The sequence below is a fragment of the Micromonospora sp. NPDC005553 genome (genome assembly GCF_042871765.1).
Classification (GTDB): Bacteria; Actinomycetota; Actinomycetes; order Mycobacteriales; family Micromonosporaceae; genus Micromonospora.
The window spans coordinates 737722-751825 of the sequence record NZ_JBIAJD010000002.1 but is presented as its reverse complement, the minus strand read 5'-3'; the positions used below and the strand labels follow the sequence as shown (position 1 = coordinate 751825).

Below are 14104 nucleotides of genomic sequence, written 5' to 3'. Positions count from 1 at the left end.
GGCGATGCCGGCCGGGCCGAGGGCGAGCGGCGCGTAGCCGCCCACCCTCAGACGCCGTCAGGCGCCGTCGTCGGCGAGGCGGTGGCGGTTCGCCTCGATCCACGCGTCCAGCGCGGCCGGGTCGTCCGGGTCCACCCCGTCGGCCATCAGCTGCGCCACCGCGGCGGTGGCCGCGCTGCGCCGCTCACCGGTCGAGTAGAGGCGGGCGAACTCCGGCACCATCTCCTCGATCGCCTCGTCGGTGCGCGTCGTCGCCGCCTCGGGCAGCCCGCGCTGGCGCGACGCGTACCGCGCCCAGGCCCGCAGCACCCGGGGGAGCATCGCCGCGTCGTCCATGTCCAGCACGGCCCGGCGGTGCACCCAGTCCAGCAGGAAGAGCCCGGACACCGCCGGACTCCAGCGCATCGGATCGGCGTCCGGGAAGCTCGCCGAGTGGTCCAGCAGCAGGCTCAGGCAGAAGTGCAGCGAGGCCAACTCCGGGCCGTCGACGGCATCCAGCCCGAAGCGGGCGGCCTCCGGCGCGGCGAGGAACCGCCGGACCAGGTCGGTGCGCTCGGCCGCGGAGAGCGGCTCGACCTCCGCCGGACCGGTCGGGTCGGCAGCGGTGGGCAGCACCGCCAGCCGGGCCCCGACCAACGCCCGGTCGGTGGCGAGCGACCCTTCGCCGGGCAACTCGCCCAGGTCGTCGGTGACCGCCAGATGGCGAGCCACCTCGCCCCGGAACCGGGCTGGATCTTCGGTACGGAACCAGGTCAGCTCGTCGTCGGCGCACATCTGCCGGACCTGGTCCAGGATCCGTTCGGCCGGCCCGCCCACGAAGATGTCCTTGGTGATCCCGATGTTGTGGTCCACCAGGGCCACCAGCGCGTGCTCCGAGCCGCCGGACTCGTCATCGTAGGCGAAGGTCGCGAGGTAGGAGGTCTGGTCGCCGTACACGTCGCCGTACGCCCAGGTGCCGGTGAGGTGCACCCGGCCGAGCTGGGACGTCCAGGTGGGCGCCTGGCTGCCCGGGCGCACCCGATCGGCACCCACGGCGGTCGGAACGAGGGTGGCGAAGACCTGCCGGATGGTGGTCGCCGCCGCGACCCTGCGGCGGGCGGTGGCGGCGAGGAAGCCGGTGACGAACTCCCGTACGGCGGCGTCGCGGTCGGTCTCCGCGATCGCGTAGACACTGCCCAGCAGGGCGCTGCCGAGCATCTCGGCGTCGAGGGCGGACTCCAGCTTGGTCACGTCGCGTGCGGCGTGCAGCACCGCGTCGTAGGGGGTCTGAGGCGTGGCCATGCTCCGACCCTACGCCGCCCGGGGCGTACGCAGAGCGGTAGCGAGCCGTGCGGAACGTCAGCGGCGTGCGGCGTCCCGCAGCGCGTCGCGTGCCTGGGCGTACGAGCCGAGCACGGTCCGTACGGGTGTCAGTACGTACTCGTCGCCCACCTGGGCGACCCGCGCCGTCAGCCGCTGGTCGGCGCGGGCCCGGGCGCGCCGGGCGGCCAGGCGCACCACCGGCCGGGTCAGCGCCGCCACCAGCAGCCCGGCCAGCAGGCCGCCGAGCAGCAGGACGGTCGGCAGCGGCACCTGGCCGACCATCGGGTTGTCCAGCGCGGGCAGGCCGAGCGCCCGCAGCGCGTAGCCGAGCACCAGCCAGCCCAGCCCGACCACGGCGGCGAGGGTGACCAACCACTGCACACCGCCGACGAGCCGCCACCACAGTGGGCGACGGTCGAGGCCGAGGTCGGTGCCGGCGATCGTGCGATCCAGGGCGTCCGGCAGGTCGCCGAGGCGGGACCGGGCGGCGGAGGTCACCGCGCCGGGCCAGGCCGCGGGCAGGTCGGCGGCGGCCCGGTCGGCCACCGCGCGGATGGCGAGGCCGAGCGCCGAACGCTGGGCGGCCGTCGGGTCCGGTACCGAGGTGGCCGCCACCAGGCTCTCCGCCGGGTCGGCCTGGTCACCGGTCGGGCCGGGCAGGTGCAGCCGACGCAGCGGGTCGGGCCGCAACCGCCGCCAGCCCCGGACCACGGGCCAACCGGTGGCCGCGCCGGCCCGGTGCCGGTACGCCCGCTCCACGGCCTCGGTCACCGCCGGCACCCCGGCGGCCCCGGCCAGAGCCCGGTTCAGCCCGTTGACGGAGGTGTCGTCCGGCCCGCCCGCCGGCCGGGCCGAACCGACCAGCTCGTCCAGGCCGGCGACGACCGTGTCCACGTCACCCGCGAGCCGGCGCAACGCGGCCTGCCGCTCGGCGACCGTGCGCTCCAGCGCGTTGCGCAGCCCGACCATTCCGGCCGGATCGATGGCGGTGGTGGCAAGCAGGGGCACCCCGGTCAGCCCGTCCGTGTCGAGCAGCCGACGCAGGTCGTCCAGGACCCGGGGCACCTCGGCCGGGGGCAGCCGGTCGGCCTGGTTGAGCACGACCAGGGTGACTTCCCGGTGCCTGTGGAACTCGCGCAGGTAGCTGTCGTGGATGACCCGGTCGGCGTACTTCTGTGGGTCGACCACCCAGACCACCTGGTCGACCAGGCCCAGGAGTCGGTCCACCTCGAGCCGGTGCGATCGCTGCACCGAGTCGAAGTCGGGCAGGTCGAGCAGGATCAGCCCGTGCAGGGCCGTCTCGTCGTCCGCGTCCAGGGCGCTCTCCCGGACGAAGCGGTGTCGGGGCAGCACGCCGATCCAGTCGAGCAGATGGTTGGCGCCCTCCAGCGGCCCCCACACGCAGGCGTGGGTGACGCCGGTGGTCGGCCGGCGCACCCCGACCGGCGAGAGTTCCAGTTGGGCCAACGCGTTGAAGAGGCTTGACTTGCCGCTGCCCGTGGCACCGGCAAGGGCGACCACCGTGTGGTCCCGGGACAGCGCGAGCCGGGTGCCGGCCCGCTCGACAAGGGTGTGCGCGGGCACCAGGTCGGCGTCCGGCAGCAGACCGTCCACGGCGGTCAGGAACCGGCGTACCGCGTCCAGGCGGGCGATCAAGGCGTCGGCGTCGACCCGCTGGTCCCCGCGGAACACCTCGCGTACCCGGCCGGCGATGTTGCTCACCGGGAGCCCTCCTCGTCGGCGGCGGACAGGCCGCTGCGGTGCCGGGCCAGCTCGACCCGGCCGGCGGCCCGGCGCAGCCCGTCGCCGGCGTCCGCGGCGGGGCGGGCATCGGCGGTGCGGCTCAGGAAGCGGTCGGCCTCCGCGTCGAGCAGCGTCCGCACCCGGGCCAGCAGGTCGGTGCGGGCCTTCGCGGCGAGGGTACGCACCGCCTGGTCGCCGAAGATCGCCTGGAGGACTGCCTGCGCCGCGACAGTGGTGCCGGCACCGGTGGCCAGTTCCAGCCCGGTCGGGATGAACGCGGTGGAGGCGAAGACGGCGATCATCACGGCCAGCCCGGTGGCGTTCACCGCGTACGCGGCGGTGCGGGCCACGAACCGCTTGTCACCGCCCTCGACCCGGACCAGTTCCAGCACGCCGCGCTGCCAGTCCCGGACCATGCGCTCGGCGCGTTCGGGTAGGTCGTCGCTCGGGTGGGCGAGCGCCGGGTCGAGCAGCCCGGTGCCGGCCGGCTGTGCCTTCCACCCGGTGTACGCGGACTCGGCAGCCTCCGAGGCCACCCCGCGCAGCAGCGTCACCAGTTGGGACTCGATGGCGTTGCGCAGCTCGACGGCGGGCGCCGGCCGACCGGTGACGGCGGCCACGACCCGGTCCCGGAGGCGGCCGATCCGTGCCTCCAGCGTGCGGAACAGCTCGCCGGTGCCGACGAACTCCTGCCAGCGGGCGAGCACCTCACCCCGGAGCAGCCGGCCGTCCTGGAGCCCCTGCTCGACGGTGCGCTCGGCGCCCCGGTACGCGGCGCGGACCCGTTCGTCCAGCCCGTCGGCGGCGGCGAGCTGCTCGTCGGCGGCGTCGGCCAGATCCTCCACGGCGGGGTGGAGCGCGGCCAGCGCCCCGTCGAGGGTCTGGCGGACCACCGCCGCCCGCGCGTCCGCGTCGGCGGCCAACCGGGCGAACCAGTCGGCAAGGGGGGCGGTGACTCCCTCGGGCAGCAGCCCCTGACCGTCGACCCAGGTTTCGGGCAGCACGAACAGCGGCGCCCGGCCGAGATCCTGCTCGGCGAGCATCTCGGTCAGGTGCGCGGCGATCTCGTCGGTGGCCTCGGCGGGCACCCGGTCCAGCACCATGGCGATCACGGCGCCGCGCGCCCGGGCGCTGCGCAGCAGCTCCCAGGGCACCGCGTCCGCGTACCGGGCGGCGGTGGTGACGAAGAGCCACAGGTCGGCGGCGGCCAGCAGTTGGGTGGCGAGTGCCCGGTTGGCGTCGACGACCGAGTCGATGTCGGGCGCGTCGAGGAAGGCCAGCCCGGCGGGCAGGGCCGGGGCGGTGACGAGGTGCAGGGCGCGCGGATCGTCGCTCGGCTCGGTGGTGCGGGTCAGACCGGGCAGGAGCTCTCCCTGCCGAAACCAGGCCGCGTCGGACGGGTTGCAGACCAGCACCGGGGAGCGGGTGGTCGGCCGGAGCACGCCGGCGGCGCTGACCCGGGCCTTGACCAGGCTGTTGACCAGGGTCGACTTGCCCGCGCCGGTGGAGCCGCCGACCACCACGAGCAGTGGGGCGTCCAGCCGGGCGAGCCGGGGCAGGAGGTAGTCGTCGAGTTGGTCGGTGAGTGCGGTGGCGGTGTGCCGGGCGGGGCCGGCGGAGGGCAGCGCGAGGGGATAACGGGTCGCGCCGATCGCCTCCCGGAGGCCCGACAGTGCGCCGGGGAGGCTGTCGTCCCCGGTGGTGGCGGGGAGCTCCTCCGCGGCGGCCGGCGGGTCGGTGCGGGCTGCGACGGCGGGCGCACCGGAACGGGTGGCGGGATCGCCGTGCGTCGTCACCGCTAAAGCGTGCCCGACCGATGCAAGGGAAGACAACCGGACGGTAATAACGGCTGGGTTGCGTCGGGTTGACTCAAGTCACCTTGACGATTGGCCAACGCGTGGCACTATTGAGTCAAGTTCACTCAACTTGTGGTGGGGCCCGCTGCGGGCGGTGCTCGCCAGCAGCCCACGGGCGATGCCCGTCACCTGCACAACCTTATGAAGCGAGGAAGCGAAGATGGCACGTGCGGTCGGTATCGACCTCGGCACGACGAACTCCTGCGTCAGCGTTCTCGAGGGCGGTGAGCCCACCGTCATCGCCAACGCTGAGGGTTCGCGGACGACTCCTTCGATCGTCGCGTTCGCCCGTAACGGCGAGGTGCTCGTCGGTGAGGTCGCCAAGCGCCAAGCGGTGACCAACCCGGACCGGACGATCAGGTCCGTCAAGCGCGAGGTCGGCACGAACTGGTCCGTCGACATCGACGGCAAGAAGTACACCCCGCAGGAGATCTCGGCCCGGACGCTGATGAAGCTCAAGCGGGACGCCGAGGCGTACCTGGGCGAGCAGATCACCGACGCGGTGATCACCGTTCCGGCCTACTTCAACGACAGCCAGCGCCAGGCGACGAAGGAGGCCGGTGAGATCGCCGGCTTCAACGTGCTGCGGATCGTCAACGAGCCGACGGCCGCCGCCCTTGCGTACGGGCTGGACAAGGGCTCCAAGGAGCAGACCGTCCTGGTCTTCGACCTCGGAGGCGGCACCTTCGACGTGTCGCTGCTGGAGCTGGCCGAGGGCGTCGTCGAGGTCAAGTCGACGAGCGGTGACAACCAGCTCGGTGGCGACGACTGGGACCAGCGGATCATCGACCACCTGGTCAAGACGTTCCGTGGTGAGCACGGCATCGACCTCTCGCAGGACAAGATGGCCCTCCAGCGGCTCCGCGAGGCAGCCGAGAAGGCAAAGATCGAGCTGTCCGCCGCCACCACCACCAACATCAACCTGCCGTACATCACCGCCGGCGCGGCCGGCCCGCTGCACCTCGACGTGACGCTGAGCCGTGCCGAGTTCCAGCGGATGACGCAGGACCTGCTGGACCGCTGCAAGGGCCCGTTCGAGCAGGCCGTGAAGGACGCCGGGATCAAGATCTCCGACGTCGAGCACGTCATCCTGGTCGGTGGTTCGACCCGGATGCCCGCCGTGACCGACCTGGTCAAGCAGCTCACCGGCCGTGACCCCAACAAGGGCGTCAACCCGGACGAGGTGGTCGCCGTCGGCGCCGCCCTCCAGGCCGGCGTGCTCAAGGGTGAGGTCAAGGACGTCCTGCTGCTCGACGTGACCCCGCTGAGCCTGGGCATCGAGACCAAGGGCGGCATCTTCACCAAGCTGATCGAGCGCAACACCACCATCCCGACCAAGCGTTCCGAGGTCTTCACCACGGCCGACGACAACCAGCCGTCGGTGCTGATCCAGGTGTTCCAGGGTGAGCGGGAGATCGCGGCGTACAACAAGAAGCTCGGCACCTTCGAGCTGACCGGCCTTCCGCCGGCGCCGCGCGGCGTGCCGCAGATCGAGGTCGCGTTCGACATCGACGCCAACGGCATCGTCAACGTGCACGCCAAGGACCTGGGCACCGGCAAGGAACAGAAGATGACGATCACCGGTGGCTCCTCGCTGCCGAAGGACGACATCGAGCGGATGCGCCGGGACGCCGAGGAGCACGCGGAGGAGGACAAGCGTCGCCGCGACGACGCCGAGACCCGCAACGTGGCCGAGGCGCTCCAGTGGCAGACCGAGAAGTTCCTCGCCGAGAGCGGCGACAAGCTGCCCGCTGAGAACCGCGAGCAGCTCAACGAGGCGCTCGGCGAGCTGCGTGGCGCCCTCGGCGGTCAGGACATCGAGAAGATCAAGTCGGCGCACGAGAAGCTGGCTCAGGTCTCCCAGCAGGCCGGTTCGCTGCTCTACTCGTCTCAGGCCGAGCAGGGTCAGCAGCCGGGTGGCGAGCCCGGCCCGGGTGCGACCGGCGCGACCGGCGCGACCGGCCCGCAGGCCGGCGGCGCCGACGACGTGGTCGACGCGGAAATCGTGGACGAGGACGGCAAGAAGTGACCGTCGGCCTCCGACACGTTTCCACCGCGAAGGGGATGAGGTAGCCGCATGACGCAGAAGCCACGAGCCGCCGACCCGGGCGACACCGGGTCGACGCCGGGTGGCTCCGCGACCACGGAGCCGACCGGCGACGGGGAGCGGGTCGTCATCCGCAACAACCGTAAGCTCGTCGACACCGCCGAGCCGGAGGGGACCGCCGCGGACGCGGAGACCGGTGTGCCGGCCGAGGGTCTGGTCGAGGACGCCGAGGTCGTGGTCGATGAGATCGAGGTCGAGGTCAACTCCACCGACGGGCCGGAGCCGTCCGGTCCGGCGGTGGTGGACGCCCCGGCGCAGCCGGTGGACGGTGGCCGTGCGGGCACCTCGCTCGGCGCCGAGCTGGAGGCACTACGGGCCGAGCTGGACGAGCGGACCAGGGATCTCCAGCGGGTGTCGGCGGAGTACGCCAACTACCGCAAGCGGGTCGACCGGGACCGCAGCCTCGTGCAGGAGCAGGCGACCGGCTCGGTGCTGGCCGCGCTGCTGCCGATCCTGGACGACCTGGACCGGGCCCGGGAACACGGCGACCTGGTCGGGCCGTTCGGCACGGTGGCGGAACAGCTCACCACCGCGCTGGGCAAGTTCGGCCTGAACGCCTTCGGCGAGCAGGGCGACCCGTTCGATCCGACCCGGCACGAGGCGGTCGCGCACCAGACGTCGGCCGACGTCAGCGAGCCGACCTGCGTACAGGTCATGCGACGCGGCTACCAGCTCGGTGAGCGGCTGCTGCGCCCCGCGCTGGTAGCGGTCGCGGATCCGGAATAGTGCCAGACAGTGAGCAGGCCGTCCCACCCACCGCCCAGCGGTGGGTGGGACGGCCGGGCCACCAGGGTCGGAAGGAGGTGGACCGGTGAGTTCGAAGGACTGGATCGAGAAGGACTTCTACGCCGTGCTCGGCGTGGACAAGGCCGCCTCCGCGGATGACATCAAGAAGGCGTACCGCAAGGTGGCCCGGGAGTCGCACCCGGACCACAACCCGGGCGACCCGAAGGCCGAGGATCGATTCAAGGCCGCGTCCGAGGCGTACAACGTGCTGTCGGACAGCGGCCGCCGTCGCGAGTACGACGAGATGCGTTCCCTCTTCGGCTCGGGCGCGTTCCGGCGCAACGCCAGGGGTGGGGGTCAGCCGGGCGGCATGCCGTTCGACGTCTCCGACATGTTCGGTGGCGGCGGAGGCGGCGCCGATCGTCGCTTCGGTGGCGCCGGCTTCCAGGACCTGTTCAGCTCGATCTTCAGCGGAGGTCAGGCCGGTGGGCAGGCCGCGCCACGCGGTCCGGCCCGTGGTCGGAACGTGGAGACCGAGGTGGCGCTGGACTTCGGCGACGCCGTGCGCGGGGTGACGCTGCCCCTGACGTTGCGCGCGCCGGGAGTCTGCGACACCTGCCACGGCAACGGGGCGAAACCCGGCACCCAGCCGCGTACCTGCCCGGTCTGTCATGGTGCCGGCGTGACCACCCGCGACCAGGGGTCGTTCAGCTTCTCCGAGCCGTGCCGCAACTGCCAGGGCGTCGGCACGGTGGTCGAGGAGAAGTGCCCGGAGTGCCACGGCAGCGGCGGTGTCACAAAGACCCGCACCATGAACGTGCGCTTCCCCGCCGGTGTGGCCGACGGTCAACGCATCCGGCTGGCCGGGCGCGGTGAGCCGGGCGAGCGCGGTGGCCCGGCTGGTGACCTCTTCGTGCAGGTCAAGGTTCGGCCGGACGAGCTGTTCGGGCGTACCGGGGACGACCTGACGCTGACCGTGCCGGTCACGTTCGCGGAGGCCGTGCTCGGCACGGACCTGCGGGTGCCCACGCTCGACGGGGCGGTGACCCTGCGGGTGCCGCCGGGGACGCCGAGCGGTCGGGTGCTGCGGGCCCGGGGCAAGGGTGTGGTCCGCCGCGACGGGCAGGCCGGTGACCTGCTGGTCACGCTGGACGTGGTGGTGCCGGCCCGGTTGTCCGACGAGGCGCGCACGGCGCTGGAGTCGTTCGCCGAGCAGACCCCGCCGGCGGCCCGGGAACATCTCGACGCGCGGGTGCGTCGAGTCAGTTAGTCCGGTGGAACGGACGCGGAGGTGAGCGGGATGTCGGGCGAGTTCCTCGGTTCGGGCGACCCTGCCTACGAGGCCAAGGTGTTGATGATCTCGGTGGCGGCTCGGATGGCGGGGATGCATCCGCAGACCCTGCGCCAGTACGACCGACTGGGGCTCGTGCAGCCCGGCCGAGCCGCTGGTGGCGGGCGTCGCTACAGCGTCCGCGACGTCGTGCTGTTGCGCGAGGTGCAGCGGCTCAGTCAGGACGACGGGATCAACCTGGCCGGCGTCAAGCGGATCATCGGGCTGGAGCGGCTGCTGGAGCAGGCGCAGCAGCGGGTGGCCCGGCTGGAGGCGGAGCTGGACGCCGCGTACCGCCGGGTGGCGGAGCTGGAGTCGCTGGCCCGCTTCCCGGGCCGGGATCTGGTGCCGACGAACCGCACGTCCACCGCCCTGGTGGTGTGGCGCCCCCGCCGTACGCCCGATCGCTGAGCTGCCGCTCACCCGGATCTTTCTTCTCGGCCCGGACCGCGCCGGATTCCCGGCGCGGTCCGGGCCGCTTCGGTTAGCCTGTCGATAAGGGTCCAATCGGCTTAATCTGGACCTACCGGCATGGCGAGGGGGAGCGATGGCGGAACAGGCGAAGAAGGTGGCCCAGCAGACCGAGGACCGGTTGGAGAACCTGGCCGAAACCGTCCGCAAGAAGTTCGACAAGGTGACCGAGGGGACCTACCGGGACCGGGTCATCGGGGGCCGGTTCGCCGAAAACGGCGACCACACCGGCGAGCGGGGCCAAGCCGAAACGGAACGCAAGCAGGACTGACCGGTAACCAACGTACGGGCCGGGACCCACGGGGGGTCCCGGCCCGTAAGCACGCCACGCACCGCGCCCCGCACCCCGCACCCCGCGCGCAATTCCGCGATCTTGCAGTTTGGGATGACGGAATGTCTAGCTTCGCGCAATAGGTCGGAACAGAAAGTGCAAGATCGGCGAGAGGAACGGAGCGAAGCCGGCAGTTCAGCCGAGGCGGCGGTTCTCGCGGACCAGGCCGCCCTCGCACCAGTCTCGATATACGAAGAGGTCCGGTCGAGCCAACAGCACCCGGCCGTTGTGCGCCCAGACCTTCATCAGCTCGTCGCCGTCACGCTCGGCCTGTTCGACGAGCTTGCGGAAGCGGCGCTTGGGATGGGCGCGGAAGTTCGTCCGGATGCCGTCGGCCGCGTAGATGTAGAGGCAGTGCAGCGCGAACCGCCGGGCCGGGCAGGTTGAATCCATCGCTAACTCGAAGAGTGTCAACACCAGCCGGTCGCCGGAGACCAGCAGGTCCCAGTCCGGTGGCATCGACGCCAACGGCACTGAATCGGGCTTGTACGCCCAAGCTCGCAACTCCGCCGGAGTCGGATCGACGGGGTTGGCAAAGCCGTGGAACGTCGACTCCTGCACGCTCACCGGCTGACCTTCCGCTCTCGCCCGCGTTTGGCAACGCTGCCTGCGGACCCTGGCTGCTGGGGCGAAACGGTAACCCGCCGTCGGGTGCTGCGGTAGTACCCGCGAGGAGCAATTCCGCAACCGTTGGCATGGGCGGGTCGGTTGCATCGATGACGCAGCCGATGATGTCCCCATGACCATCCACGTACGACAGTTAGAGCGAGGCGCCGAGGCCGAGTTCGTCACGGGGCTGGAGTGGCTTTTCGCCCCTCCCGGTGGCCGTCCCGGGGATTGGGACCGGGATCGTGCCGTCGAGCGGACCGCGCAATTGCTCGCCCACGAAGACGTCGCACTCTTCGCGGCGCGATCGGGTGAAGGTCAGCTGGTCGGTGTGGCCAGCGTCTACGTGGACATCCTCTCGGTGCGCTTCGGCCGTCGGGCTTCGATCGAGGACCTCGCTGTGCACCCCGGGTGGCGCTCCCGGGGTGTCGGCTCCAGCCTCCTGACGGTGGCCAGGGCATGGGCGCACGAACACGGTGCCGACTACGTGTTCCTGGAGTCCGGCCTCGCCCGGACCGAGGCGCACCGCTTCTACCTCCGCGAGGGTGCGACCCATGCGGCTGCGGCGTTCAGGTGGACCTCAGTGCGGTGAGTCGATGACCGGGGCCGGCCCCCGCCGCTGCGCCGCCGCGCGGTTGCGCAGCCACCGCTTGAACCACGGGAAGTCCGGCAGCCGGGCCAGGATCGGCCCGGTCACCACGGTGATCAGGACGTACGTCGCGGCCAGCGCTGCCAACCGCGGCTCGACGCTCCCGGCGGCCACCGCGAGACCGGCGATGACGATGGAGAACTCACCTCGGGGTACGAGTGCCAGGCCGGTCCGCCATCGACCGGGTTCGGCGATGCCGACCCGACGGGCAGCGAGGTAACCGGTGGCCGTCTTCGTCGCCATGGTGATCACGGCCAGCGCGAGCGCCGGCAGCAGCACCGGCGGAATGTCCTGCGGGTTGGTGGTCAGGCCGAAGAAGACGAAGAACACCGCGGCGAACAGGTCCCGCAGGGGCGAGAGCAACTCGGTGGCGTGGTGCGCCACCGGGCCGGAGAGCGCGATGCCGACGAGGAACGCGCCGACCGCCGCCGACACCTGGAGCGACGCGGCGATGCCAGCGATCAGCAACGTCAGACCGAGTACGCCGAGCAGCAGCGCCTCGGGGTCCTTCGCCGACAGCGCGGACGAGATCAGGTGGCCGTACCGGATGGCGACCACCAGCACGATCAGCACGGTGCCCACCGCGACGGTGAGCGCGATCCCGCCGCCGAGCAGGCCGGTGCCGGCCAGTACGGCGGTGACGAGTGGCAGGTAGAGCGCCATCGCCAGGTCCTCGATGACCAGCACCGAGAGGATCACCGGGGTTTCCCGGTTACCGAGCCGGCCCAGGTCGGCGAGGACCTTGGCGATCACCCCGGAGGAGGAGACCCAGGTGATGCCGCCGAGCACCAGGGCGGCGACCCAGTCCCAGCCGAGCAGCAGGGCGAAGGCCGCGCCGGGCAGGGCGTTGAACACGCCGTCGATCAGCCCGGCCGGGGCTGCCGAGCGGAGGTTGCCGACCAGTTCGTTGGCCGAGTACTCCAGGCCGAGCATCACCAGCAGGAGGATGACGCCGATCTCGGCGCCGACCGCGAAGAACTCCTCGCTGGCGGCGAGCGGAAGTAGCCCGCCGTGCCCGAACGCGAGCCCGGCGAGCAGGTAGAGGGGAATGGGCGAGAGGCCGAAGCGCCGGCTCAGCCGGCCGAGGAGGCCAAGCAGCAACAGCAGCGCACCGACTTCGATGAGCAGCGTGGTGAAATCGTGCATCCGCCTCAGCCGTCCGGGTCACTGTCGGCGAGGATGGCGGACACACCGTCGAGACCTCTGCGGGTCCCGACGACGACCACCACGTCGCCGGCTGCGAAGCGGAAGGAGGGGAGTGGCGAGACGATCACTTCGCCTTCGCGCAGCACCGCCACGATGGAGGCGCTGGTGCGGGTACGCGCCTTGGTGTCGCCGAGCTTCCGGTTGACGTACGGAGAGCCGGCCGTGATGGCGATCTGCTCGGTGAGCAGACCGGCGGCCTGCTCGCGGAGCCCGGAGAGCTGACCGAGCATCAGCGACGCGCCGAGGATGTCGGCCAGAGCCTCAGCCTCGTCGTCGGTGAGCGGAATGTCCGCCTGGCAGGCATCGGGATCGTCGGGATCGTAGAGAACGAGATCACGGCGGCCATTGCGATGGGAGACGACGCCCAGGCGACGTCCGGACTCCGTCACCAGATCGTGACGTACCCCGATCCCGGGTAGGGCGGTCTGCTCGACACGTACTCGCACCAGCCAAGGCTACCGCTTGATGAACAATCCGCAGATCTTGGACGGCCACCGGTGGTCAGACCAGGCCCTGCGCAGCTCATCGGCCGTGATCGACTCGGCTTTCATGATGTCGCGGTGTCCTGGTGGTCCGGACACCCCGACTTCCGGAAAGCCGAGTCGATCAAGCGCTGGCGGTCAGCGGAGGCTGGCGAAGAATTCGCGGATGTCGGCGACCAGCACCTCGGTCGCCTGGTGGGCCGCGTAGTGGCCGCCGACGTCGCCCCGGCCGTCGATGTCGGTGTCGTACGCCGTCCACCGGACGATGTTCGCGTGGTCCCGCTCGGCGAAGCGGCGGATGGACTGGAAGTCGCCGGGGAACATGGCCAGCGCCGTCGGAGCGGTGGTCGGCTCGGTCGGCGGCTCGCCGGCGTGTGCGTCCTCCCAGTAGAGCCGGATCGCCGAGGCGGCAGTGCCGGTGAACCAGTAGAGCGCCACGTTGGCCAGGATGAAGTCGGCGTCCAGGCTCTCGTCGAAGAGCTGAGCGTTCCAGGCGAGCAGCCCCACCGGCGAGTCGGAGAGCGCGAACGCCAGGGTTTGCGGCTGCTGACTGTGCACCTGGTTGAAGGAGAACTTGTTCTCGTAGAACCACTGGAGGTGCCCGAGCGCGGCCTGGTCCGCCTCGGAGAGCCCGGCGAACTCGGCCGGGTCGCCCGAGGGGAACGAGAAGAGCTGGGTGACGTGTACGCCGAGCACCCGCTCCGGATCGATCCGGCCCAGCTCCGGCGCGATCATCGAACCGGCATCGTTGCCGACCGCGCCGTAGCTGTCGTACCCCAGTCGGTCCATCAGCTCGGCCCAGGCGCGGGCGATGCGGAACCGGTTCCAGCCGGCGCTGCGGGTCGGGCCGGAGAAGCCGAAGCCGGGCATTGACGGGACGACCACGTGGAAGGCCGGCGCGTCCGGGTCGGTCGGCTCGGTGAGCGGGGCGATCACGTCGAGGTACTCCAGCACCGAGCCGGGCCAGCCGTGGGTGAGCACCAGCGCCGTGGCGTCCGGCCGGGACGACCGGACGTGCAGGAAGTGGATCCGCTCGCCGTCGATCTCGGTGACGAACTGCGGGTGGGCGTTCAGGCGGTCCTCGACGGCGCGCCAGTCGAACCCGCCCCGCCACCTGTCGACGAGGGCCCGCACCCGGTCGTTGCTCAGCCCGTACGAGTCGCCCGCGCCGGGCAGGTCGGCGGGCCAGAGGGTGCGGTCCAGCCGGACGGCCAGGTCGTCGAGGGCGGTCTGCGGGATCTCGACGCGGAACGGGCGGATCGCGGTGTCGCTCATGGCAGAACTCCTTCGGAACG

13 protein-coding genes are annotated in these 14104 nt (G+C 71.7%); 6 read left to right on the top strand and 7 right to left on the bottom strand.

Annotated elements, in window-relative coordinates; genetic code table 11:
* Positions 1-57: 57 nt before the first annotated feature.
* From ACFYPG_RS10840 to ACFYPG_RS10830, 3 genes are read right to left on the bottom strand one after another with little or no spacing between them, the layout of a single operon-like run.
* Complete coding sequence (locus ACFYPG_RS10840; RefSeq protein ID WP_387351534.1) at positions 58-1281, bottom strand: hypothetical protein; 1224 nt, start codon at positions 1279-1281, stop codon at positions 58-60.
* Positions 1282-1338: 57 nt separating this feature from the next.
* Entirely contained in the window at positions 1339-3024 is a 1686-nt protein-coding gene (locus ACFYPG_RS10835) for a GTPase (RefSeq protein ID WP_355004654.1), read from the bottom strand.
* The gene (locus ACFYPG_RS10830) at positions 3021-4841 is read right to left on the bottom strand and encodes an ABC transporter (protein WP_355004655.1); all 1821 of its coding nucleotides are present in this window, start codon (positions 4839-4841) and stop codon (positions 3021-3023) included. The genes ACFYPG_RS10835 and ACFYPG_RS10830 overlap by 4 nt, the downstream gene beginning before the upstream one ends.
* 220 nt (positions 4842-5061) lie before the next feature.
* On the opposite strand from ACFYPG_RS10830, the gene dnaK reads away from it, so the two are divergent.
* The 5 genes from dnaK (at position 5062) to ACFYPG_RS10805 (ending at position 9806) form a co-directional block, all read left to right on the top strand.
* Positions 5062-6930, top strand: a complete 1869-nt coding sequence (gene dnaK / locus ACFYPG_RS10825) for a molecular chaperone DnaK (protein WP_355004656.1) — start codon at positions 5062-5064, stop codon at positions 6928-6930.
* 48 nt (positions 6931-6978) lie between these two features.
* Positions 6979-7734, top strand: coding sequence for a nucleotide exchange factor GrpE (gene grpE, locus ACFYPG_RS10820; RefSeq protein WP_355004657.1), 756 nt, complete (start codon positions 6979-6981; stop codon positions 7732-7734).
* Between the two features lie 85 nt (positions 7735-7819).
* The gene (dnaJ, locus tag ACFYPG_RS10815) at positions 7820-9004 is read left to right on the top strand and encodes a molecular chaperone DnaJ (RefSeq protein ID WP_355004658.1); all 1185 of its coding nucleotides are present in this window, start codon (positions 7820-7822) and stop codon (positions 9002-9004) included.
* 30 nt (positions 9005-9034) lie between these two features.
* Positions 9035-9475, top strand: coding sequence for a heat shock protein transcriptional repressor HspR (locus ACFYPG_RS10810; RefSeq protein WP_030332087.1), 441 nt, complete (start codon positions 9035-9037; stop codon positions 9473-9475).
* Between the two features lie 136 nt (positions 9476-9611).
* On the top strand, positions 9612-9806 hold the full coding sequence (locus ACFYPG_RS10805) for a hypothetical protein (RefSeq protein WP_355004659.1): 195 nt from the start codon (positions 9612-9614) through the stop codon (positions 9804-9806).
* A 195-nt stretch (positions 9807-10001) separates the two neighbouring features.
* On the opposite strand, the gene ACFYPG_RS10800 is transcribed toward ACFYPG_RS10805, so the two are convergent.
* Complete coding sequence (locus ACFYPG_RS10800) at positions 10002-10433, bottom strand: hypothetical protein (protein WP_355004660.1); 432 nt, start codon at positions 10431-10433, stop codon at positions 10002-10004.
* Between the two features lie 172 nt (positions 10434-10605).
* On the opposite strand from ACFYPG_RS10800, the gene ACFYPG_RS10795 reads away from it, so the two are divergent.
* Positions 10606-11064 (top strand): GNAT family N-acetyltransferase, encoded by a 459-nt coding sequence (locus ACFYPG_RS10795; RefSeq protein ID WP_387351531.1) that lies wholly within the window; start codon positions 10606-10608, stop codon positions 11062-11064.
* Here ACFYPG_RS10795 and ACFYPG_RS10790 read toward each other — a convergent pair.
* The 3 genes from ACFYPG_RS10790 to ACFYPG_RS10780 form a co-directional block, all read right to left on the bottom strand.
* Positions 11053-12267, bottom strand: a complete 1215-nt coding sequence (locus ACFYPG_RS10790) for a cation:proton antiporter (RefSeq protein WP_355004662.1) — start codon at positions 12265-12267, stop codon at positions 11053-11055. The two genes, ACFYPG_RS10795 and ACFYPG_RS10790, sit on opposite strands and share 12 nt — an antisense overlap.
* A gap of 5 nt (positions 12268-12272) precedes the next feature.
* Positions 12273-12773 (bottom strand): cation:proton antiporter regulatory subunit, encoded by a 501-nt coding sequence (locus tag ACFYPG_RS10785; RefSeq protein WP_124815967.1) that lies wholly within the window; start codon positions 12771-12773, stop codon positions 12273-12275.
* 174 nt (positions 12774-12947) lie between these two features.
* On the bottom strand, positions 12948-14084 hold the full coding sequence (locus ACFYPG_RS10780) for an epoxide hydrolase family protein (RefSeq protein WP_387351530.1): 1137 nt from the start codon (positions 14082-14084) through the stop codon (positions 12948-12950).
* Positions 14085-14104: the final 20 nt, after the last annotated feature.

Coding starts and splice junctions, on each gene's coding strand:
- ACFYPG_RS10840 (WP_387351534.1), bottom strand. CDS start 1,281: ATGGCCACGCCTCAGACCCCCTACGACGCGGTGCTGCACGCCGCACGC.
- ACFYPG_RS10780 (WP_387351530.1), bottom strand. CDS start 14,084: ATGAGCGACACCGCGATCCGCCCGTTCCGCGTCGAGATCCCGCAGACC.
- ACFYPG_RS10810 (WP_030332087.1), top strand. CDS start 9,035: ATGTCGGGCGAGTTCCTCGGTTCGGGCGACCCTGCCTACGAGGCCAAG.
- dnaK (WP_355004656.1), top strand. CDS start 5,062: ATGGCACGTGCGGTCGGTATCGACCTCGGCACGACGAACTCCTGCGTC.
- grpE (WP_355004657.1), top strand. CDS start 6,979: ATGACGCAGAAGCCACGAGCCGCCGACCCGGGCGACACCGGGTCGACG.
- ACFYPG_RS10795 (WP_387351531.1), top strand. CDS start 10,606: ATGACCATCCACGTACGACAGTTAGAGCGAGGCGCCGAGGCCGAGTTC.
- ACFYPG_RS10805 (WP_355004659.1), top strand. CDS start 9,612: ATGGCGGAACAGGCGAAGAAGGTGGCCCAGCAGACCGAGGACCGGTTG.
- ACFYPG_RS10790 (WP_355004662.1), bottom strand. CDS start 12,267: ATGCACGATTTCACCACGCTGCTCATCGAAGTCGGTGCGCTGCTGTTG.